This is a genomic window from Bacillus sp. EB600 (assembly GCF_024494385.1).
In the GTDB taxonomy this organism is placed as follows: Bacteria; Bacillota; Bacilli; order Bacillales; family Cytobacillaceae; genus JAEVLT01.
In genome coordinates, this window is sequence record NZ_JAEVLT010000004.1 from 175,809 (window position 1) to 197,127 (window position 21,319).

A 21,319-nucleotide genomic window follows, 5' to 3' on the forward strand; every position below is an offset into this window, starting at 1 on the left:
CCAGGTTATTTATCCACACAATTGCAAAAAAAGTAAAAATACCCGAAGAGCACTTGATTTACCATTGCTAAGAAAAAAAAAATAGAAGTGCTGCGCACAGCACTCCCACAAGAATTAATTATTCAAACGTTTTTCAAGTTCTGCTTTCTTCTCTTCATAGCCTGGCTTGCCTAATAAAGCAAACATGTTGACCTTATAGGCCTCGACCCCGGGCTGATCAAATGGGTTAACTCCCAATAGATAACCGCTCATCGCACAAGCTTTTTCAAAAAAGTAAACAAGATAACCAAATGTATACTCATCAAGGGCAGGAATATGAACAATTAAATTTGGTACATCGCCATCTGTATGGGCAAGCATTGCTCCTTCAAAAGCTTTATTATTTACAAAATCAATCGTCTGACCAGCAAGGTAATTCAAGCCGTCCAGATCATTTTCCTCTTTGGCAATTTTCAGCTCATGACGAGGTTGATCGACCTTAATGATCGTTTCAAATAAATCACGGCGCCCTTCCTGAACATATTGCCCCATTGAATGCAGATCAGTTGAAAAATTAGCAGACGAAGGATAAATCCCTTTTTGGTCTTTCCCTTCACTTTCGCCAAATAATTGCTTCCACCATTCGGAGAAATACTGAAGGCCAGGCTCATAATTGATGAGCATCTCAATTGTTTTTCCTTTGTTATAAAGTACATTTCTTATTGCAGCATACTGATAAGCAGCATTTTCCTCTATTTCCGACTGACTGAAATCTTCACGCGCTGAAGCAGCACCTTCCATCATTTCTTCAATATTTGCCCCGCTGACCGCGATCGGAAGTAGACCTACTGGTGTTAACACAGAGTACCTACCGCCGACATCATCCGGAATAACAAAAGATTCGTAGCCTTTTTCGGTGGCTAATGTTTTTAATGCACCCCGTGCTTTATCGGTTGTGGTATAAATCCGTTTGCATGCTTCCTCTTGGCCATATTTTTCCTGAAGTAGTTTACGGAAAATCCGGAAGGCGATTGCCGGTTCTGTTGTTGTTCCGGATTTGGAGATTACGTTGATCGAAAAATCTTTTCCATCTAGAAGATCGATGACATCTTTTATGTAAGTAGAACTAATGTTATTACCAACAAAAATAATTTGTGGCGTGGTCCGTTTTTCCTTTGAAAGAGCATTATAGAAGCTGTGATTAAGCATTTCAACCGCGGCACGTGCCCCTAAATAGGACCCGCCAATCCCAATGACAAGTAATACATCTGAATCTGCTTTAATCTTATCTGCTGCTTTTTGGACCCGTGCAAACTCTTCCTTATCATAATCGACAGGAAGGTCGATCCAGCCTAAGAAATCACTGCCTGCTCCTGTTTTTTCATGAAGAGAATGATGTGCAACCTTAACAAGGTCGCGTATATTTGTAAGTTCATGCTCACCAAAAAATGTTAATGCTTTTGAATAATCAAAACGAACGTGTGTCATGAAAAACCTCCATCACTTTAGATTCATTAATCACTTTAACCAATTCTGCTCTGACTTTCAAGAAACTGCCTCATTTGTAGGCGTACCCTTTGCCAACAACATTTTTACTGAGACCTTCTTTAAAAAAAGCCAGACGGAAGCTGCCGCTTTCTTTTAAAGCGAAGCTTTGTAAATAGCAATGCAGTCTTCTCTGTTTAGCTTATTGAAGCCTCCAAACTCCCCGTTTACCATCGCTTTGTCCGCCATTAAATCAATCTGACTGTCATTGATGTCGTAATCTGCCAAACGGGAAGGTGCACCGATCTTATTCCAGAATTCACGCAGTCTTTCGATTCCTTCAAGACCAGCTTCTTCCGCACTCTTTCCTTCTGGGTTTACGCCAAATACCCTAACAGCAAGCTGTTTAAAACGTTCAGGCTTCACCTTTATGTTATGCTTCATCCAGTTAGGATATAGAATTGCCAGTCCGCCCCCATGTGGAATGTCATATACAGCAGAAACAGCATGTTCGAGATTATGTGTCGCCCAATCACCCTGGAAGCCCATTGAGATCATGCCATTTAAGGCCATCGTTCCGTTATATAAGATTGTTGCTCGATAGTCATAATTTTCAAGATCGTTAATCAACTTTGGAGCTGTTTCAATAACGGTAAGCAGCAGCCCCTCACACATCCGATCCTGCAATAAAGTATTTTCCTCAAGGTGAAAGTAATGTTCTAAAGTATGGACCATCATATCAACCATTCCATAAACAGTTTGTTTTTTTGGAACTGTATATGTATGAACAGGATCTAAAATCGAGAATTTCGGGTAGGTAACCGGGCTTCCCCATCCGTATTTTTCATTTGTTTCCCAATTGGTAATAACAGAACCTGAGTTCATTTCTGAGCCGGTTGCCGCAAGGGTGAGCACTACACCAAATGGAAGAGCTTCAGTAGCAAAAACCTTCTTTGTCACTATATTCCAGGCATCGCCATCATATTTTGCCCCTGCTGCGATAAGTTTCGTACAATCAATCACACTTCCGCCGCCAACGGCTAGTATAAATTCAATACCTTCTTTATGACAAATCTCAATCCCCTTCTTTGCTGTTGTCAAACGAGGATTGGGTTCAACACCTGAGAGCTCGAACACTTCTGAATCAATTTCCTTTAACGTGTTGACCACGTTATCGTATAAACCACTACGTTTAACGCTCCCGCCACCATAGACAAGCAAAACCTTTTTTCCGTATGGAGGAACTTCCGTTTTCAATTGTTCAAGCTGCCCTTGTCCAAAAATTAATTTTGTAGGGTTATAGTAAGTAAAATTCTGCATAGTAAGAATGCCTCCCTTTTCTTTCATAATTATTATTTATTTTGCAGTCATTTGCAAAGATTGCAGCTTATTTTTTCTATTTCAGAAAAATAAATCTAAAGCCTTTCATACATGTATATTTTTCTAAAGGCTGCTTCATTCTATAAAATGAACATATGATTAAAGGAGGAAAGAATATGAGTTCTATTCAACGTATTGCACTGGTACTTACTATTATTGGGGCTATTAACTGGGGACTAATTGGGTTTTTCCAATTTGATCTTGTTGCCAGTATCTTTGGCGGACAGAATACCGCGCTCTCAAGAATAATTTATGGACTAGTAGGGATTGCCGGTCTCATTAATCTTGGACTTCTTTTCAAGCCAAATGAACAAATGGAACGAGAGCCCGAAGCCAGACCAACGAGATAAAGAACCTTGCAGCCTAAAATGGCTGCAAGGTTTTTTTAAAAACAAAAGCGGAAGCGCCCGTTTAACGCACGACAGGACTGGAGCACACTGACTGAGATAAAGGAAACACGAAGAGCGTTAGCGCATTTGTGCTTGACTTATCGTAGGGAAGTGGGCGAAGTACACTAGACGCTGGGCGCTGGCCGACTAAGAGCGCCGCCGTCCTGGCGGCAACGTCGGCACTAGCACTTCTGTGCGTCGGAGCTAGACGTAAATTAACTTGATTCAAAGTCATCAAAAAGTTAATATTTTATAATTTTTCCTAAACCAAAAAAAAGCCTAACCAAATGGTATGGTTAGGCTTGAATGGTAATTATTTTTTTATTAAATCTTCTTTTTGTGACTGATCAATCCACTCTTGAAGCTTATCTTTTAATGTATTAAATCCTTGCTGCTCTTCGGCTTCAGGCAAAATAGTAGCTGCCTGGCGTTTCCGTGCCTTCTTTGGTTTAACAGTTGTTTGAGCTGGTGCTTCTTCCGTAGCGCGAATTGAAAGGCCAATTTTGCCGGCTGCTTCATCAATGGATAATACCTTAACCTTGACTTCGTCACCGACTTTTAAATGATCATTAATATCCTTGACGTAGCCGTGTGTAATTTCAGAAATATGAACGAGGCCTTGTGTTTTATCGTCAAGTGCAACGAATGCACCGTATGGCTGAATTCCTGTTACCTTTCCTGTTATAATACTTCCTACTTCAATATTTTCTGACATGTAAACACTCCTATATCTCACTATTTTTATCCATTTATATATGCAATAAGAAATTATATCACAGTGGGCACGATTTATCAAAGATCTATAGTGAAAAAAGAAATGGAAAAAGAGAAATTAACAAAATGTTCGAAATAATAAGTAAAGAAATGAAGAAAAAGTGGTAAAATGATAGTGTGTAGATATCTAAAGTGAGGTGGAAAAAAATGAGTTCACTTGGCAAAAATATTAAAGCTGTACGAGAAAGACGAAACTTGTCTCAAGAAGAACTTGCTCAGAAATTGAGAATGGGAGCTAAAAGGATTGAGGATTATGAATCCGGCATACAAATTCCAAGTAATGAGACACTATTAAAGTTATCAACGGTTTTAGATATTCCTACATCCGAGTTATTATCAGAATCCCGTTCTTAAGCTGAAAATCAAGTTTTAATTTTTTTGGTATAAAAAGAGGGAATACTGTCAAAGCTTTGATTATAAGGCTTTCTAGTATTCCCCCTTTTTGATGAGGGTGTCCCAAAAGTATAACTTTTAGGGGCACCCCTTTTTTGTATATCGCTCTGAACCTTGTCTGTTGATTTCCGTTCCAGGCGCTTTGCTTTCTGCGGGCGTGCAGCGGAGCCTCCCCGTCGCTTTCGCTCCTTCGGGGATCTCCCCTGCTCCGAACTCCTGCGCGCCTTCCACTGCACTCAACAGATCGGAAAACATGTACGAATTATACCACTTCCGGACAACTAGTTTTTAGGTTAACATAAAAAAACAGGCGAGAAAACACCACCTGTTTTAAAGAAATCTCTATATGGTAAGCCAATCCGTATGGAACGTTCCTTCACGGTCAACTCTTTGGTACGTATGAGCACCAAAATAATCTCTCTGGGCCTGTAATAAATTCGCAGGGAGCACTGCTGACCTGTAGCTATCATAATAAGCAAGGGCACTGGATAGACCTGGAACCGGAATTCCAGCTTTAATAGCCATTGTAACGACTTCCCTAGCAGCGTCTTGATAATTTTCGACAATTGAACGGAAATATTCATCCAATAAAAGATTATCTAAATTCGGATTACGGTCATAAGCATCTTTAATATTTTGTAGGAACTGTGCCCGAATGATACATCCACCACGGAAGATCATGGCGATTTCACCTGGTCTTAAATCCCAATCATACTCCACAGAAGCAACCTTCAGTTGGGCAAAGCCTTGGGCATACGAAACGATTTTACTTAGATACAACGATTTACGAATGAGTTCAATAAAATCTTTTTTATCGCCTGAAAATTCTTGTTTAGTAGGACCCTGTAAAATATTACTTGCCCTTACACGCTCTGACTTCATTGCGGAAATATAACGTGCAAAGACAGACTCCGTAATAATCGAAAGCGGAACACCAAGATCAAGCGCACTTTGGCTGGTCCACTTTCCTGTTCCTTTTTGTCCGGCAGTATCTAAAATAACATCAACTATCGGCTTCCCTGTTTCAGGATCTTTTTTCGTAAAAATATCTGAAGTAATCTCGATAAGATAGCTGTCCAGTTCACCTTTGTTCCATTCTGCAAATACTTCATGAAGCTCGTCTGTTGACAGCCCCAGAAATTCTTTCATTAAGTGATACGTTTCACATATCAATTGCATATCCGAATATTCAATTCCATTATGTACCATTTTAACGTAATGTCCTGCACCGTTAGGCCCGATATATGTACAGCATGGATCACCATTCACTTTTGCTGAAATGGAAGTTAATAAAGGCTCAACAGCTTCATATGCCTCTTTTTGGCCGCTTGGCATGATCGCAGGTCCCTTAAGAGCTCCTTCCTCTCCTCCGGACACTCCTGCACCAATAAAAAGGAATCCTTTCTCAGCCAACTCTTGGTTCCTACGGATTGTATCCTTGTAAAAACTGTTTCCGCCGTCAATGAGGATATCTCCTTTCTCTAAATAAGGCAGAAGCGATTCAATCGCTTTATCGGTAATAACCCCTGCATTTACCATTACTAGTATTTTTCGGGGGCTTTCCAATGATTGAACAAATTCTTCAATATTTGCTGTGCCAAATAGTCTTTTTCCTTGATTATGTTCAATTATTTGATTAACTTTTTCAGCTGAAAGGTCATACATTGAAACAGTGAAACCCTTACTTTCAAAATTTAAGGCGAGGCTTCTTCCCATTACACCAACGCCAACTACGCCGATATTTTGTTTTTCCAAACTAAAACATCCCTTCAAAAAACGATAAAATAAATTTTCAACCTTTTTATTATAGTTCGTAATATTTTTTCAAACAAACCTTTTGATTAACTGTATAAAAAAGGGGACTAACAAAAAATATTATTTTCCTAAATTTGCAGGTTTATCCATTAACCTTCGCAAATATTTTCCCTAGCAAGTTTTTTAGTAGTTCATCTCCTGAAATAAGTGCTTCCCCTCCTCCTTGAGCAAAGGCTTCATTTCCTCCACCTTTTCCATTTATTAGTTTTAGTGCATCTCCGATCAAACTCTTCATATTTTCGGTAGCATTCGAGCCTCGAGCACAAACTACTTGCAGCCGATTATCATTTTCGGATATAAACAGTACATTGCAATTTTGCTCTTTTGCGGTTACAAGGCGAGCAAGCTTTTGCAGCTCTTGAATGGTTCTTCCCTGAAAGACTTTGCTGACAAGTTTTTCTTCACGTAGTGAGCTGCTCTCCGCTATTAATTCAGCTGCCTCGTAGGTGAAAAGTTTTTCCTGTGCTTGTTCCAGCGATTTTTCCAACTTCTTTTCCGATTGAAGCATCCTCAATACGGCACCACACATGTCTTTTTCAGGGGCATTTAAAAGCTTGGTCAATCCCAAAAGGACTGTTTGTTTTTGCTGGAATTGGTCAAGAACGCGATCACCACAAACAAATTGAAGTCGGATTTTCTTCTTTTGCTTTTCCCAATCCAATAGTTTAATGGCGCGTACTTCACCTGTTGATTTTGGATGTGTTCCACCACAGCCGTTATAATCAAAGTCTGGAATAATAACAAGCCGAATATCATCCTTTACCTTAGTTGCTTTTCGGAGCGGATATTGGGACAATTCGGCTTCTGTCAGCCATTTTGTTTCAATGCTTCTGTTTTCAAGAATGATTTGGTTTGCAAGCCGTTCTGCTTGGTCTGCTTCCGCATCTAATAAGGTGTCTGTATCAAGATCGATCGTTAGCACTTCATTTCCAAGATGAAAGCTGATTGTCTTATAGTGAAATAGGTTATCAAAGGCAGCCGATAAAATATGTTGGCCAGCATGCTGCTGCATGTGATCAAAACGTCTTTGCCAATCAATCCTCCCCACCACTTCACCTTTTGATATTTGCAACGGTTTTTCGATAAAATGGAGAATTTCACCATCAATTTCTTCAACATTTAGCACATTTACATCACCAATCGTGCCGGTATCATGCGGCTGGCCTCCGCCGGTCGGATAAAAGGCAGTTTGGTCTAATACGACGAACAAGTTTCCCGCTGAGTCCTCGGCTTCTTTTACAACCTTTGCTGAAAACGTTTGGATGTATGCATCCTGATAAAATATTTTATTTTTCATCCCGCAATGCTCTCCCTTATGTAAGTCCTTTTTAAGTAACGGTGCTCATTCAAACTTAGTATACATTTCCAAAAAAAACAAATACTACCCGTCTGTTAAGATAGGTAGTCAATTTTAGAATTAGTGCTTTTTATAGAAATGATGCTGGCTTGCACAACTGCTATTTCTGTTTGGAGCGCTGACCATAGCCTTGCAAACCAGTTTGTGGATAACCACCCATTTGCTGGTAACCACCTGGTTTTTTAGGGTAACCCATTTGTGGATAACCTCCATGATGGTGGTGATGATGATGTCCGCCCATCATGCCTGGATAACCGCCCATTTGCGGGTAACCGCCCATTTGCGGGTAACCACCCATATGCGGATAGCCACCCATTTGTGGATAACCGCCCATTTGTGGATAGCCACCCATTTGTGGATAGCCACCCATTTGTGGATAACCGCCCATTTGTGGATAACCGCCCATTTGTGGATAGCCACCGCCAAATTGTCTATTTTCTTTTTCCAAACTAATCTCCCCTTCCAAATTGTACACCATAGTGTATGTCCATTTGTAAAAGAAGGATTAGACGATAAACCTAAGTATTTTAAATTTTTATGAATGTTCTTTTTTACAGAAAATTTTTTCTCACCTTATCGTTCAGGAGCAATCACTATTCTTTTTCATCTTGGGCTTTTTTCTGCCCTGCTTGTTTATTATTAGAAATTTTTCCGCAGGCAATTCGTTTTCCTGAGTCACCTGATGGCTGCGTCATTCCGTCGTCCTTATCTTCATCAATTACGATGGATGTTCCCTCTTTGGTCATCAATGATTTTTTCCCACTTTTTAACGTAACGTTCGGTGCCATAATATCAGCACTAACGCTCCCAGTATCCTCGACAATTAGGTTTGGAAGATCTCCTGCATGTGCACCTTTTGGATGTAAGAGTCCGTGTTCCTTCTTTTCAGGATTAAAGTGGTTACCCGCTGATTTAAAATCTGGTGCTGTACATTTTCCTTTTTCATGAATATGAATGGCGTGTACACCAGGCGGCAAACCTTTTAACTTTACTTTAAGTTTCACACCACTTGCTTGTTCTGCCAAGTTTATATTTCCTAAAGAGTCGCCCACCGTATTATACATTTCTACACTGACCTTCATGGGGTTCTGTTGTGTACATCCAGACAGCAAAAGCAGCGGGATGATTACCCAGCTTTTCTTCATACTAGTAACCCTCCAAAAAGAGCAATTTCCGGTTAGTATGACCGTAACTTGGGTTTGTATTCATCAAAAAGCGAAAGTGCCGGTCAGCGACATTTGCGGGCAGTTGAGAATCTACTGCCCGTTAATACACGGCAAAGGAAACACGAAGAGCGTAAGCGCATTCGTGCTTGAATTATCGTAGGGAGATGCCTGGAGCTAGACAATTCTCAAAGTTCAGCATAAAAAAAATAAAGAACAGTTAAGTATTAACTGTTCCAATTTTTTCGATCCTGTTTTAATTTTTCTTCGAGCTCTTTTGCCTTTTGGGCTTCTCGTTTCGAATAGGAGATAATAAGTCTCATTGTTATGAACGCAGCAATCATAAAAATTGTTAAACTAATTACTGCCGGAATATATTCTCGTTTATCTTTAGGAAAGTATAAAAACAAGGAAAGCACGTACCATTGAATCATTTTGTTCTTCCTTTCTAAAAAGGAGTCCTTTAAAGGTAATTATAGCAATGGTCATCTATTGTTCCAAGTTTTTAACCCTCAGTCTGTCTATTTATTTGATAACAGTAATTTTTTGAATAATGACATCTTCCTTTGGTTTATCCTGTGCACCAACAGGAGTATTGGTAATTTTATCGACTACATCCATTCCATCAATAACTTGTCCAAAAACGGTATGCCGATGGTCAAGCCAAGGTGTACCGCCATTTTTTGCGTAAGCATCAATAATTTCATGAGGGTATCCAGCCTTTTCCATTTGTTCCTTCATGGATGGGTCAACTTTTGGATTTTGGACGATAAAAAACTGACTTCCATTAGTATTTTCACCTGAATTAGCCATTGACAGTGCCCCTCGAATATTAAATAAATGGTTTGAAAATTCATCTTCAAACGGCTTGCCGTAAATGCTTTCGCCACCAGTCCCGTTGCCGTTAGGATCTCCACCTTGGATCATAAAGTCTTTGATTACCCTGTGAAAAAGAAGCCCATTATAATAGCCTTCCTCACTATGTTTCACAAAGTTTTCAACTGCCTTAGGTGCATATTCAGGAAAAAGTTTGATCTTAATTGAGCCCATTGATGTTTCCATTTCAATTACTTTTTCGTCAGGAGTCACTTCAGATGTTAATTGTGGAAAAGAGTTAGTCATTGTTTTTCCCCCTTCTTTCTCAGTTACTTTCGGTGAATTTGGTTTAGTGTTGTCTTTTTTTGATTCTTGGTTTGAATTGCTTGTCCCACAGGCAGCTAGAAAAAGCATTATGGCTGCTATAGACATAAGTATCTTCATTTTTGTTAGCAATTATCATCCCTCCGGCTTTGTTCATTTATATGATATTGCCATTTTAACACTTTGTTTTTTTATAATCATCCTTCATAATAAAGAAAAAGCCGTAAAACAAGGAGGCCAATAAATGTCTGAATTTCAGATAGGCGATAAAGTAACAGCGATATATAAAACAGGGAAGTATATTGGGGAAATAACTGAGGAGCGTCCCCAGCATTATTTAGTCAGAGTTTTGGCCGTCCTCACCCATCCCATGCAGGGGGACCTGCACCATCCAAAGAGTGCTGATGTAGGGATTTTTCATGAGCGACGATCTCTTGCCTATCGGGAACAAACAAACGTACCAAAACAAATGGTCAAGCATTATGTTGAAGAAATTCCTGAATACCAAGAATCATTACGGATTGCAGTGGATAAACTAAAAAAGGACTTAGTTGAAGCAGCCTCACCGTGGGCGGATAAAAGCTTAGAAATAATTAAAGGTTTAGAGCAAGACTATTTTAAATAAAGGCTCTTTTATAAAAGATTGTTGTTTTTATAAATAGGTCTTGTGAAAATAAACCATTGAAAAAAAAGTTGATTGGAGTGGAAGGTGCGAGACTCCTGCGGGAGCAGTGGGACAGGCGAGACCCCACAGGCGCTTAAGCGCCGAGGAGGCTCACCGCCCACCCCGCGGAAAGCGAGCATTCTGGAGCGGAAATCAACCACTTCTCTACTAGCAACAATGTTTACGAAAACAGCCTAAATAAAAACAAAAGACCAAATCCTATTTACAGATTTGGTCCTTTTACGCAAATTCATTTAACAGCTTAGAAAAATCAATACGATCACCAATGGTTGTTGGTTTCGGCTTTTCAAGATATTGTTTATCTTTTTCAACCAATCGGAAAATATTATAGGTCGTCAATGCATCATCAAGGGCGCGGTGATGCCTGCCAGTTCCTTCTTTTCCATATTCTTGGACAGCCTTCCACAAACCAGTTTGGTTTTGGTCACCAAAGAATCGTTTATATTCCATCGATAGATCGATTTCAACCGCTTTTAACGGAAATGGAGCATTTGCCTGGTGACAATTATGCCTTAATACTTTCATATCCATATTTCCCCATGTAACAATGACATTTTCATAATTCCGATCATAATCCATCATTCTCCGAACAAGTTCCATAAAAGGGATCCCTTTGTCGACTTGCTCTTGTGAAATATGTAGAAAAGATTTGCAGCGTTCAGAAAGAATTGGGAATTTAATTGGCGTCACAAACGATGAAAACTGATCCACAATTTTATCGTTTATTACCGAAACAAGACCAATCTCGATGATTTCAGGAAAAAAGTTTTTCGCACGAACATATTTTTCGGGCATGGTAAACTCAAAATCTATAAATAAATGCTGCCGGCGTTCTTTCATCATTCCACCACCTTCTCACCATTTCCAATATACTAATTTGTATTCCTTTTCGACTTTGATATTTTTTATTATATCATGAATTTCAAAAAAATTTTATTCAAAATAAAAAAGGATGGTAAGTTATTCCACCCTTTTGAAGTTCAATCATTATTGATATTCAAAACAGCAATTGTACATCTTGATACGCAAATCAAGCGATCTTGTTCATCGGTAATTTTTATATCCCAAACCATTGTTGTTTTTCCTTGATGCAGTACGGTTCCTTTTGCAGTTACAACCCCATCCTTTTTGGAACGGATATGATTCGCGTTAATTTCAAGTCCGACTACCACTTGGGTTTGTTTATCAACAAGCTCATATGCCCCCATACTTGCAACTGTTTCCGCCAAAGCAACGGAAGCCCCTCCGTGCAATAACCCAAACGGTTGATGTGTTCGTTCATCAACAGGCATTGTTGCGATTACTTTTCCTTTTTCCAAAAGAGTAAATTTGATCCCCAGCACATCCACCAAAGAAGTTTTTTTAGCCATTTCAATTCCTCCATCTGTAAAATGATAACATCATTAATTAACTAATTTTGTGAAAAACTATTTAATGTCCCTAAGGACAATTTATAAAAAAGTTGAGGTGGGACAGCCATGGAAATTAGAGAAGGCTTAATTCCAACGATCCTTGGAACCGCGGTAACTACGGCGGGGATTGCAATGAAACAAAACCGTAAAATTGATAAAATGTACTCCAATACCATATTTGGATTTGGCCTCGCTCATATTGTGTTAGGTGCCATTGATTTATACGAACATCGCAACAAATTTTAGCTTTCAAGTTACACACACTACTTACCATTTTAACCTTTTTTTGCAAAAAAAAGAAAGAAACAGCTTCTTCGATAGAAGCTGTTTCTTCGTTTTTTTCAATAAAAATAAGGATAACCGCCGAAGCCCATGCCTGGATAACCCATTCCCGGGCAACCAAACCCCGGGTATCCGAATCCTCCATAAAATGGGCGGCTTGCTAACGCACCGCCGATAAGTCCGCCGCCAATTAATCCTCCTAAAAAACCAAGTCCTCCAGCCGCCAGCGGCCATCCCAGCCCCCAGCCAAGAAATCTTTGATCAGGTATTGGATATGCGCCTCTATAATATGGGTACAATTGGGCTGAACCTCCTTTTCATCTATACTTGCCTACACTATTTCATATGCAAACATAAAGAATTTGGAGTGGGCTTCCGGGAAGGACTTCTCACTGGAATCGACTTTTGTTTTCCATCCAAGCCTTTTGTAAATTTTAAGTAATCAGGATTAATCATTATTTGCCGAATGGCTCAAATCGTTCTGCAAACAGTGCAAGTGTCCGTGTCATTACACCGGTAGCACCAGCTGGACCAAGGTCATAATCTTTTGCAGTAGTAGCCGTTCCGGCAATATCGAGATGAACCCATGGTGTATTCTCAGCAAATTCCCCAATAAAGGCACCAGCAACAATCGCATGTCCTTCACGTCCTGGTGAATTATTCAAATCAGCTATTTTACTGCTGCGGACTCTTTCCTTATCCCGCTCGAATAACGGCAATAGCCAAATCGGTTCACAGGATTCCAGTGACGCTTCTTGGATTTGTTTATACAATGCCTCATTATTCGTCATCGCACCTGTTGTATATAATCCAAGTGCAGTAATGACCCCGCCTGTTAGAGTTGCGACATCAACAAGATATTCAGCTCCATGATGTTTGGCATAGGTTATGGCATCCGCCAACACGAGACGGCCTTCCGCATCGGTATTTAATACTTCGATCGTCTTACCACTCATCGATGTGATGACATCGTCCGGTTTGAACGCTGAACCGCTGATCACATTATCTGTTGAGGGGATCACAGCCACAACATTTTGTTCAGGCCTTAATTGTCCAATGATTTCCATCGCCCCAAGAACAGCTGCTGCTCCGCCCATATCTGTCTTCATTCCAACGATTCCAGCCTTTGTTTTAAGCGAGTAGCCTCCTGTGTCAAACGTGATCCCTTTTCCGACTAGACCAATCACATCTGTCCATTGTTCTTTTCCTTGATATTTAAGAACGATCATTTTAGGGGGTTCTGCTGACCCTTGGTTCACAGCAAGAAACGCCCCCATCCCAAGCTTTTCAATCTCTTCTTTCCCCAAGATTTCAAGTTCAAACCCATATCGATCAGCTAAGCCGCTGGCGTAATCGGCAATATCTGTTGCTGTAAGCAAATTCCCAGGAATATTGACAAGCGTCCGTGCTGAATTAACTCCATTTCCAAAAGCCTGGCCTACTTCTAATGCTGCCAGATACTCCTCTTTGTCACATGCATCATGATAAATGGTTATGCTTCTCAGGCTTTTTTCTGGTTCATTTGACTTTTGCTTATATCCCTCAAATTGGTAGACGGCTAAGGTGAAGGCCTCGCTTAATGCATGGGCAGCGTCTATGCCATCTATTTTTTCAGAAAGGAAGGACCCTAACAAAACTGCTGTCTCCTCCAGCCTAGTTGTCTTTATCGACTTAAACAATTTACCAAACGCATTGCGAAGTTTTTCAAAGGTTAAATCCTTTTCTTTTCCTAGCCCGACAAACCAAATTCGCTTCGAGCCTATCTTGCCTAAGCTATGTATCTTATTAATATTTTTATACTTCGCTGATAAATCACCGCTTTTGACAAGTTCTGTTAATTGATCTCCAAATGCCTCATCAAACCTTGCTAAATCACCTGCAAACTTTTCCTGCTTGTCAAACAGACCTATAATAATACTTTCATGTTGATTAGATAATTGAAAATTATTATCAATTTGAAACATATTTGCCCCCCCAGATTTTTTTCAAATTCAGCTACTAACAATCTTCCAAATATAAGTACAGCTTCGGCAACTTGGGAAGCTTATTTATTTCTTCATATGATAACCGGTCAATATCAATTGGAAAAATAGACAGCGCCTGCTCCACAAACAGATATACTTTTTCTAAATCCAATCCCCAATGCTTCGGCCGGTAGGACTGCAAATATTCATGGGCAGTCTGCATCATAGATCTAGCCCCTTTTACATTGCCATATCCATAATGGTAAATTGCCACACTCATTTGCAGTAGTCCTTTTAAAAATAAATTTCCTTTATCCGTCATCCACATTTCTTCGAGCAAATCGTGGCAAGAATAATAATCACCTTCGTTGAATTTCACGAAAAACTCATAATACTCAAGTGGATAATCATCCAAAGTAAAGTTCCCCCTTTTTTAATGAATTTATTACTACTATCTATTATATAGCTGAATTTCTTAAAAGTAGGTCTTTAAAGTGAAACTTCAATCAGCGGGAGTCTTACTGCCCGTTAATGCGGGATAAAACACAAAAAACAGGCCTAGGCCTGCTTTATCTTCTTTCAGATTTGACATACTGCTGACGAAAGACCTGCATGGATTCATCTTCATTTAATCCTAATAATTCCTTCTCTGTCAGCTTGCCACTTCCCTTTTGGATAATGTATACATCTAATTTCTTTTTTCCCCATGATTGATACACATCATTTACAGTCTCATAATAAAGGTCAAGTTCATTTCCTTTTATGGCCCCGCCTTTATCAGCCACCACACCATATCCATAACCAGGAATAAATAGAATGGTCCCAATTGGAAAAATAGTTAAATCAGCGGCAATCGTTGAATATAAATCCCGCTTCACCTTTACACCAGAAAAGGTTATTCCATATTCAGGATGATTCTTATTTTTACCTGTCGATTCATACCCAGCTGTATATCCCGTTGCCACAACGGTTTGCTTAGGGTACTTTGTCCAATCAATGGAATCCTCTAAAGTTGGGATTTCCTTAGCAGAAGCATGGCCTGAAAATAGGAAAGAATCCAGTTTAACAGTTTGCTTTAGCTTTTTATAGGAAAGCCCGATTGTGTTCAATTTATGTGTAATTTGTGAGCTTAATTTTTCCGCTAGTTGGTGTTCAGCTTTCATTGATAAATTAGCAAAGGCTAAAAGCGTTTGTGTTTTTACTCCGGAAAAGGATTGAAATGTCATAAAAAGAGCTGTTATAAAAAGACATGTCATCACCAAACGCCTTAGAAAATCATCTAATTTACTCATACTATTTTTCATTCCTCCCTCAAATAGTCTTTTCCCGACGTTAACGGAAATATACAAAGAGAGATGAAAAAAATAGAAAAGCGGATGCGACCGTTTAGCGACAGGACTGGAACTAGTCAATTCTCTATGTTCAAAGATAGAAATTCTGGTGGTACATAAAAAAAACAACCTTTACGCAATGTAAGGGTTGTCTTTTTTCAATTACGATTTTAAAACATGGCGTATCCATTTTTTCTTAACAGCTTGATGGTAATTCCAGCAGCGATTGCTCCTGCTAGTCCACTAATAAGAATGATAATATCTGCAATACCTAATGAGGCAAATCGGTGTCCTAGCTGGCTAAATGCTGACTGACTATTTGTAAAATACTCGATAAAACGCACTTTATCGACAATTAATATTGCAATAATTGGGTAAACAATAGCCATGATCCAGGACATTCTCAATAGCATATTAAGTAAAAAGCCAATTCCAAAAAATAGCACAAAAAATAGCAAAATTGAAATGATCAAAACCACAATGCTCATCTGCACCTGAAAATTCCCCCTTTCACATCACCAATAAGTGTAACTGAATGTCAAAAAAGGAGCAATAGAAAAAGAAAACGAAAGCGCCCGTTTAAGGATCATCGACTAAAAACTCCACGTCCTGTGGTAAACGTCGACATCAGCACATCCTTTGCAAGTGACTGGAGCACACTCCAAACCTACTCATTTAAAACGCATTCTCCCCATTTTTAAGGTTATTAAAGTAAAAAAAGAGCAGATTTCTCTGCCCCTTCACGCCGTTGTTTATTTGGTAAAAGCTAAGTTATTAAAATACTTTAAACTTTCCTTTTTTCATAACAAGAGATGCGCCGCCAATCATAAATAGTGAACGGTTGTCGACGACTTTTTTCATAAATGATGCTTTGCCGCCTCTAAGCTTTTTACCATAAACAACACCAATGGCATCGTCCTCACCAAGGGAGCAAACAGTACCCTTAATATCAGGCTTAAATTCTTCAAGCTCATGTTTATCTCTTATAAGAGCAGCAATATTACGGGCGCAAACTTCACCCTGCTGCATAGCAATCTGTGCTGTCGGCGGATACGGGCGGTTGATTTCTTCATTAATAAATAATGAGGAATCTCCAATAATAAATAGATCATCGTAACCAGGTGCTCGTAAATCCTTCTGAACCTTAACACGGCCTCTCATTGCTTCAAAACCGGATTTTTCAATAATTGAATTTCCACGGATACCTGCAGCCCAGACAACAGTTGCTGCTTTAATTTCAATCGGTTCTTCATCTTTTTTCCCGGCAATGATCCCATCAGGAGTACATTCCTTAATGGCAGTACCAATTAAAAATTCAACGCCTTTTTTTTCTAAGTGAGAGACAGCGTATTTAACAAGATCTTCGTCAAAGCCTGGAAGAACTGTTGGCGCAGCTTCTACACAAGTAATTTTCACCTTATTAAAGTCAACATCATATTCATGACAAAGTTCAGGAATCCGGTTTGTTAATTCACCTAGAAATTCAATTCCAGTAAAGCCCGCTCCCCCAACAACTATCGATAATCTTTCGTCGTTTTTTTCTTCCTCCGTATTGTAAGTAGCAAATTGGTATTCAATATGTTCACGCAATTGTCGGGAAGAATTGACATTCGTGATTCCGAAAGCAAATTCCTTTAAGCCCTTAATTCCGAACGTTTCAGGCTCCCCGCCTAAAGCAATGACAAGATAATCATAAGTGATTTCTCCATTTTCCAAGATCACTTTCTTCTCTTCGGTTTTAATTTCAACTGCTGTGTCTTGGACAAATTCAACCTTATTGCGATCAATAACATCACGAATCTCATAACGTACACGGTCATGATGTAATGTTCCAGCAGATGCCTCATGTAACCATGTTGTTTCATAATGGTAATCATTTTTATTGACTAAAACGATATCTGCTTCATTTACACCTACTAATTTTTGCAAACGAACAGCTGTCATTAATCCGCCGTAGCCCGCCCCTAAAATAACAATTTTATTCTTTCTCAAAGTGATCACTTCCGCCTTTATATTTTTTTACTAGTTGCTTTCCCTTATCTTCCACATCTTTATTAAATATTATTTTGTAGATGGCAAAAAAGTTTGTGATGAATTTCACGATGATAGACAAATAAATATTCTTTCTTTGTTTCAAAAGATAAGAAAAAGTTTGTGATGAATTTCACGATGTCAGACAAACTAATGTTAGATAAATAAATGTACCTTTTTTGTCACAAAATAGTAACAATATATCCATAACTTATCTTAATATTTTTTACTATATTTTTCAAGCAATTTAATTTAAAAAGAATTAGAAAATTTAAATAGTGGTTTTTCTTTAACTTATTTAAAATTTCAAAAAAGTCGTACTATTCTTCAGTATTATATGTGGTATAAACTAAAATTGTGATATGATATATTTTATATTTTGGAATTTGTAACTTGTAACTACACAGTTGGGGGGATTCGGATTGCAAGAAGATCAAACTGTTTACGACATTACGATTATCGGTGGGGGCCCTGTTGGCTTATTTACTGCTTTTTATGGAGGAATGAGACAAGCATCTGTTAAAATCATTGAAAGCCTGCCACAACTAGGAGGTCAATTGTCAGCGCTTTATCCAGAAAAATATATATATGATGTTGCGGGTTTCCCAAAAATCCGTGCCCAGGAACTGGTGAATAATTTAAAAGCGCAAATGGCAAAATTCGACCCAGTTATTGCCCTAGAACAATCTGTCGAAAAGCTTGAGAAACAACCGGATGGCTCTTTTAAATTAACAACTGACAAAGAAGTGCATTATTCTAAAACTGTTATTGTTACTGCTGGAAACGGTGCGTTTCAGCCACGCCGCCTAGAATTAGAAGACGCTGCAAAGTATGAACGTCAAAATTTGCATTATTTCATTGAAGATTTAAATAAATTTGCTGGTAAAAAAGTTGTTGTATTCGGCGGTGGCGATTCAGCTGTCGATTGGGCGTTAATGCTTGAGCCAATTGCTGAGCAAGTAACCATTGTTCACCGTAGAGATAAGTTCCGTGCCCACGAGCATAGTGTAGAAAATTTAAATAACTCTAAAGTAGATATTAAAACGCCATATGTTCCAGCCGATTTAGTTGGTGACGAAAATGGCATCAACCAAGTTGTGATTAAGGAAGTAAATGGTGAAGGCAAAGTAACAATTGATGTTGATGATGTAATCGTTAACTATGGTTTCGTGTCTTCTCTAGGACCCATTAAAGAATGGGGGCTTGAAATTGAGAAAAATTCCATTGTTGTTAACTCCAAAATGGAAACGAATGTGCCTGGAGTCTACGCTGCCGGTGATATTTGCAGCTATGATGGAAAGGTAAAATTAATTGCCTGCGGTTTTGGTGAAGCTCCAACTGCTATTAACAATGCAAAATCCTTCATCGATCCAAAATCAAAAGTACAGCCATTGCATAGTTCTTCTATGTTTGATAAATAAGAAAAGCGGAAGCGCCCGTTTAGCGACGTATGGACTGGAGCACACCGACTGAGATAAAGGAAACACGAAGACGTTAGCGATTCGATGTTGACTTATCGTAGGGAGGTGGGCGAAGTACACTAGTCGCTGGGCGCTAGAGCTAGGCAGTTACCAAAGTTATCAATAATATGCAAAAAGGCGGCCTCTAAAGCCGCCTTTTATGATGGATTAACATTCTTCAGGTGTTCCGGCATTTGTAGCGGTTTTGAATGATGACCCACAACCGCATGAGGCAATTGCATTCGGATTATCGATGGTAAAGCCGCCGCCCATCATCGATTGCTTGAAATCAATTTTTGTACCCTGCAAAACTGGTGCACTTTCTTTATCCACTAGAATTTGAATCCCATGCTGTTCAAACTTGATATCCCCATCCTTTACCTCGTGGTCAAAGCCCACACCGTAAGATAATCCACTGCAGCCACCGCCTTGAACGGCCACACGTAAAAAAGCACCCTCTTCCTCATTCTGCTTAATCATTTCTTTTATTTGAAGTGCTGCTGCTTCTGTCAGCAAAATTACATCATTACTCATTTTTTTTCCTCCTTATTTTTTATTCCACTATGAATCCATTGCTTTCTTTTAGTATAAACACTTCAAGTCAGGTACTCAACAAATTAAACCCTATGTCATCACTCTAAATTCTGCAAACTAAGTTATAATGAGATAAAACAACTTAATTAATAAAAAAGGAAAAAACAATCATGCCCACCATTGAGCCTATCTATGACAAAAAATATGAATGTTTGTTTTGCAAGAAACCATTTCTTAGCAAAAAGGTCCGAAGCCGGTTTATAAAAATATCCGAATTTGATACAGACTTTTTCCCTTTATATGAATCAGAGGAATCAAATCCTCTATATTATCATATTCAGGTTTGCCCTTATTGTGGTTTCTCATTTTCAGATGATTTTTCAAAGGCTTTTCCCCCAGGAGCAGAAACAGCAATAAAAACGGCAGTTGTCAGTCGGTGGATTCCACATGACTTCAGTGGGAAAAGGACCATTCACCAAACAATTCAAACCTATAAGCTTGCCAGTTATTGTGGCACTTTAAAGAAAGAAAAACATATTATCCTGGCCGGAATATACATAAGGATCGGTTGGCTTTACCGAACACTCAAGATTCAAGATCAAGAACAACGGTTTATGAGGCTTGCTGTAAAAGAATATAACGATTCATTGTATACTGGTGATTACATTGGAACTCAAGTTTCCGAGGTAAAACTCCTTTATTTAATTGGCGAACTATCACGAAGATTAAACGACCGCCAAAACGCCGTTCAATATTTTTCGAAAGTAATTGAGAAACAAAGGCAATCCGTTGAACCGAAAATTATTGAAATGGCTCGAGAACGCTGGCGGGAAATGAGGGAGTAACAAAAGAGATTGATATTATAATTATACAGCAAAAAGGTATAATTCCCTCAATATAGGGTATTATACCTTTTTTTCATGAACTATGTTAAAGCTCCAATTAATGATATTGCCACCCTGTTGATTGGAGCGGAAGGCGCGATAGCGCCGAGGAGGCTCCCCGGACCGCCCGCGAACCGCTCGCACCTGGAGCGCAAATCAACAGGCAAGTTTCAAAGAACCCATACATTTAAGAGGACTTTTTCAGTGCCCTCGGCTAACCTGTTCCCTTTTTCTTCCGCTTTCTATATTAAAACATTGGGTTTTCATCTAAATATTGATAAATGTTTTCGACAAGTTCTTCTGGGGATTTACCCATTACAACTTCACCATTCACCAATGCGAAAAGATTTGCTGCACACTTCCCACAGTACCCAAGACATCCATATTCGATTATGTCAAGATTAGGGTCCTTCTCTAATATCTCACGGGCCTTTTGGGAGCCGCTTGCCAAATTACTTATACAAAACTCAATGATTGGCTTAAACATCTATTTCACCTCTACTAACTCACAATCCTACTCTTTTATCAAAATTTCGTCAATAAATGTAAGAAAAGCGGAAGCGCCCGTTTAGCGACGTACGGACTCCTCGAAAAAGCTAACGCTTTTTCTTCGTGCGATGCTTATGCTGCCGAAGCGTTCCTTGTGGTGCACACCGACTGAGATAAAGGAAACACGAAGAGCGTAAGCGCATTCGTGCTTGACTTATCGTAGGGAGGTGGGCGAAATACACTAGTCGCTGGGTGCTGGAGCTAGACAGTTATCTAAATTCAAAATATTATACTATTCTGTAAGAAAAGCGTTGGTACAACTAAAATCTGCCTGTTCTGTACATTTAGTTAGACAGTTATTGAACATTCAAA

The 21,319-nt window shown here is 39.1% G+C and carries 25 protein-coding genes; 6 read left to right on the plus strand and 19 right to left on the minus strand.

All coding sequences use genetic code 11. The features are described from left to right. Positions 1-114: 114 nt before the first annotated feature. Positions 115-1,467: a glucose-6-phosphate isomerase gene (locus tag JN080_RS06735; RefSeq protein ID WP_256235163.1), complete on the minus strand. Its 1,353-nt coding sequence runs from the start codon at positions 1,465-1,467 to the stop codon at positions 115-117. Between the two features lie 153 nt (positions 1,468-1,620). Beyond that, the gene (locus JN080_RS06740) at positions 1,621-2,784 is read right to left on the minus strand and encodes an iron-containing alcohol dehydrogenase (protein ID WP_256235164.1); all 1,164 of its coding nucleotides are present in this window, start codon (positions 2,782-2,784) and stop codon (positions 1,621-1,623) included. 176 nt (positions 2,785-2,960) lie between these two features. Between JN080_RS06740 and JN080_RS06745 the strand changes: the two genes are divergently transcribed. After that, positions 2,961-3,194 carry a DUF378 domain-containing protein gene (locus JN080_RS06745; protein WP_256235165.1) on the plus strand — a complete coding sequence of 78 codons (234 nt, stop codon included), beginning with the start codon at positions 2,961-2,963 and terminating at the stop codon, positions 3,192-3,194. 352 nt (positions 3,195-3,546) lie between these two features. Here the strand turns inward: JN080_RS06745 and yugI are convergent, their stop codons facing one another. Continuing rightward, positions 3,547-3,948, minus strand: coding sequence for a S1 domain-containing post-transcriptional regulator GSP13 (gene yugI / locus JN080_RS06750; protein ID WP_256235166.1), 402 nt, complete (start codon positions 3,946-3,948; stop codon positions 3,547-3,549). Between the two features lie 206 nt (positions 3,949-4,154). On the opposite strand from yugI, the gene JN080_RS06755 reads away from it, so the two are divergent. Next, on the plus strand, positions 4,155-4,361 hold the full coding sequence (locus JN080_RS06755) for a helix-turn-helix domain-containing protein (RefSeq protein ID WP_256235167.1): 207 nt from the start codon (positions 4,155-4,157) through the stop codon (positions 4,359-4,361). 381 nt (positions 4,362-4,742) lie between these two features. On the opposite strand, the gene gndA is transcribed toward JN080_RS06755, so the two are convergent. From gndA to JN080_RS06785, 6 genes are all read right to left on the minus strand, one after another. Next, the gene (gndA, locus tag JN080_RS06760; RefSeq protein WP_256235168.1) at positions 4,743-6,155 is read right to left on the minus strand and encodes an NADP-dependent phosphogluconate dehydrogenase; all 1,413 of its coding nucleotides are present in this window, start codon (positions 6,153-6,155) and stop codon (positions 4,743-4,745) included. Between the two features lie 142 nt (positions 6,156-6,297). Further along, a complete protein-coding gene (locus tag JN080_RS06765) occupies positions 6,298-7,512 on the minus strand; it encodes an alanyl-tRNA editing protein (protein WP_256235169.1) in 1,215 nt (404 codons plus the stop codon). Positions 7,513-7,672: 160 nt separating this feature from the next. Further along, positions 7,673-8,020, minus strand: coding sequence for a hypothetical protein (locus JN080_RS29430; protein WP_305473782.1), 348 nt, complete (start codon positions 8,018-8,020; stop codon positions 7,673-7,675). A 145-nt stretch (positions 8,021-8,165) separates the two neighbouring features. Further along, positions 8,166-8,717, minus strand: coding sequence for a superoxide dismutase family protein (locus JN080_RS06775; RefSeq protein ID WP_256235170.1), 552 nt, complete (start codon positions 8,715-8,717; stop codon positions 8,166-8,168). 245 nt (positions 8,718-8,962) lie between these two features. Further along, a complete protein-coding gene (locus tag JN080_RS06780) occupies positions 8,963-9,169 on the minus strand; it encodes a hypothetical protein (protein WP_256235171.1) in 207 nt (68 codons plus the stop codon). A 91-nt stretch (positions 9,170-9,260) separates the two neighbouring features. Next, positions 9,261-9,857 (minus strand): peptidylprolyl isomerase, encoded by a 597-nt coding sequence (locus JN080_RS06785; RefSeq protein WP_256235172.1) that lies wholly within the window; start codon positions 9,855-9,857, stop codon positions 9,261-9,263. A gap of 262 nt (positions 9,858-10,119) precedes the next feature. Between JN080_RS06785 and kapB the strand changes: the two genes are divergently transcribed. Then, on the plus strand, positions 10,120-10,500 hold the full coding sequence (gene kapB, locus JN080_RS06790; RefSeq protein WP_256235173.1) for a kinase-associated lipoprotein KapB: 381 nt from the start codon (positions 10,120-10,122) through the stop codon (positions 10,498-10,500). A gap of 279 nt (positions 10,501-10,779) precedes the next feature. Here kapB and kapD read toward each other — a convergent pair whose 3' ends face one another. Both kapD and JN080_RS06800 read right to left on the minus strand, forming a co-directional pair. Next, positions 10,780-11,400, minus strand: a complete 621-nt coding sequence (kapD, locus tag JN080_RS06795; RefSeq protein ID WP_256235263.1) for a 3'-5' exonuclease KapD — start codon at positions 11,398-11,400, stop codon at positions 10,780-10,782. 140 nt (positions 11,401-11,540) lie between these two features. Next, the gene (locus tag JN080_RS06800; protein WP_256235174.1) at positions 11,541-11,930 is read right to left on the minus strand and encodes a hotdog fold thioesterase; all 390 of its coding nucleotides are present in this window, start codon (positions 11,928-11,930) and stop codon (positions 11,541-11,543) included. Between the two features lie 108 nt (positions 11,931-12,038). Between JN080_RS06800 and JN080_RS06805 the strand changes: the two genes are divergently transcribed. Beyond that, positions 12,039-12,218: an asparagine synthase gene (locus tag JN080_RS06805; RefSeq protein WP_256235175.1), complete on the plus strand. Its 180-nt coding sequence runs from the start codon at positions 12,039-12,041 to the stop codon at positions 12,216-12,218. Positions 12,219-12,313: 95 nt separating this feature from the next. Here the strand turns inward: JN080_RS06805 and JN080_RS06810 are convergent, their stop codons facing one another. The 6 genes from JN080_RS06810 to JN080_RS06835 all read right to left on the minus strand — a co-directional run bounded on the left by JN080_RS06810 (position 12,314) and on the right by JN080_RS06835 (position 17,541). Further along, the gene (locus JN080_RS06810; RefSeq protein ID WP_256235176.1) at positions 12,314-12,553 is read right to left on the minus strand and encodes a hypothetical protein; all 240 of its coding nucleotides are present in this window, start codon (positions 12,551-12,553) and stop codon (positions 12,314-12,316) included. Positions 12,554-12,709: 156 nt separating this feature from the next. Beyond that, the gene (locus tag JN080_RS06815) at positions 12,710-14,218 is read right to left on the minus strand and encodes a leucyl aminopeptidase (RefSeq protein ID WP_256235177.1); all 1,509 of its coding nucleotides are present in this window, start codon (positions 14,216-14,218) and stop codon (positions 12,710-12,712) included. Between the two features lie 34 nt (positions 14,219-14,252). Then, positions 14,253-14,633 (minus strand): DUF309 domain-containing protein, encoded by a 381-nt coding sequence (locus tag JN080_RS06820; RefSeq protein ID WP_256235178.1) that lies wholly within the window; start codon positions 14,631-14,633, stop codon positions 14,253-14,255. 154 nt (positions 14,634-14,787) lie between these two features. Then, a complete protein-coding gene (locus JN080_RS06825; protein WP_256235179.1) occupies positions 14,788-15,510 on the minus strand; it encodes a 3D domain-containing protein in 723 nt (240 codons plus the stop codon). Between the two features lie 209 nt (positions 15,511-15,719). Beyond that, positions 15,720-16,043, minus strand: a complete 324-nt coding sequence (locus JN080_RS06830) for a YuiB family protein (RefSeq protein ID WP_256235180.1) — start codon at positions 16,041-16,043, stop codon at positions 15,720-15,722. A gap of 280 nt (positions 16,044-16,323) precedes the next feature. Beyond that, the gene (locus JN080_RS06835) at positions 16,324-17,541 is read right to left on the minus strand and encodes an NAD(P)/FAD-dependent oxidoreductase (protein WP_256235181.1); all 1,218 of its coding nucleotides are present in this window, start codon (positions 17,539-17,541) and stop codon (positions 16,324-16,326) included. A 461-nt stretch (positions 17,542-18,002) separates the two neighbouring features. Here JN080_RS06835 and JN080_RS06840 point away from each other — a divergent pair, with 461 nt between their 5' ends. Further along, positions 18,003-19,001 (plus strand): NAD(P)/FAD-dependent oxidoreductase, encoded by a 999-nt coding sequence (locus tag JN080_RS06840; RefSeq protein WP_256235182.1) that lies wholly within the window; start codon positions 18,003-18,005, stop codon positions 18,999-19,001. A 207-nt stretch (positions 19,002-19,208) separates the two neighbouring features. Here JN080_RS06840 and JN080_RS06845 read toward each other — a convergent pair whose 3' ends face one another. Further along, positions 19,209-19,574, minus strand: a complete 366-nt coding sequence (locus JN080_RS06845) for a HesB/IscA family protein (RefSeq protein ID WP_256235183.1) — start codon at positions 19,572-19,574, stop codon at positions 19,209-19,211. A gap of 170 nt (positions 19,575-19,744) precedes the next feature. On the opposite strand from JN080_RS06845, the gene JN080_RS06850 reads away from it, so the two are divergent. After that, positions 19,745-20,419 carry a DUF2225 domain-containing protein gene (locus tag JN080_RS06850; RefSeq protein WP_256235184.1) on the plus strand — a complete coding sequence of 225 codons (675 nt, stop codon included), beginning with the start codon at positions 19,745-19,747 and terminating at the stop codon, positions 20,417-20,419. Positions 20,420-20,705: 286 nt separating this feature from the next. On the opposite strand, the gene JN080_RS06855 is transcribed toward JN080_RS06850, so the two are convergent. After that, positions 20,706-20,945, minus strand: coding sequence for a YuzB family protein (locus JN080_RS06855; protein ID WP_256235185.1), 240 nt, complete (start codon positions 20,943-20,945; stop codon positions 20,706-20,708). Positions 20,946-21,319 lie beyond the last annotated feature (374 nt).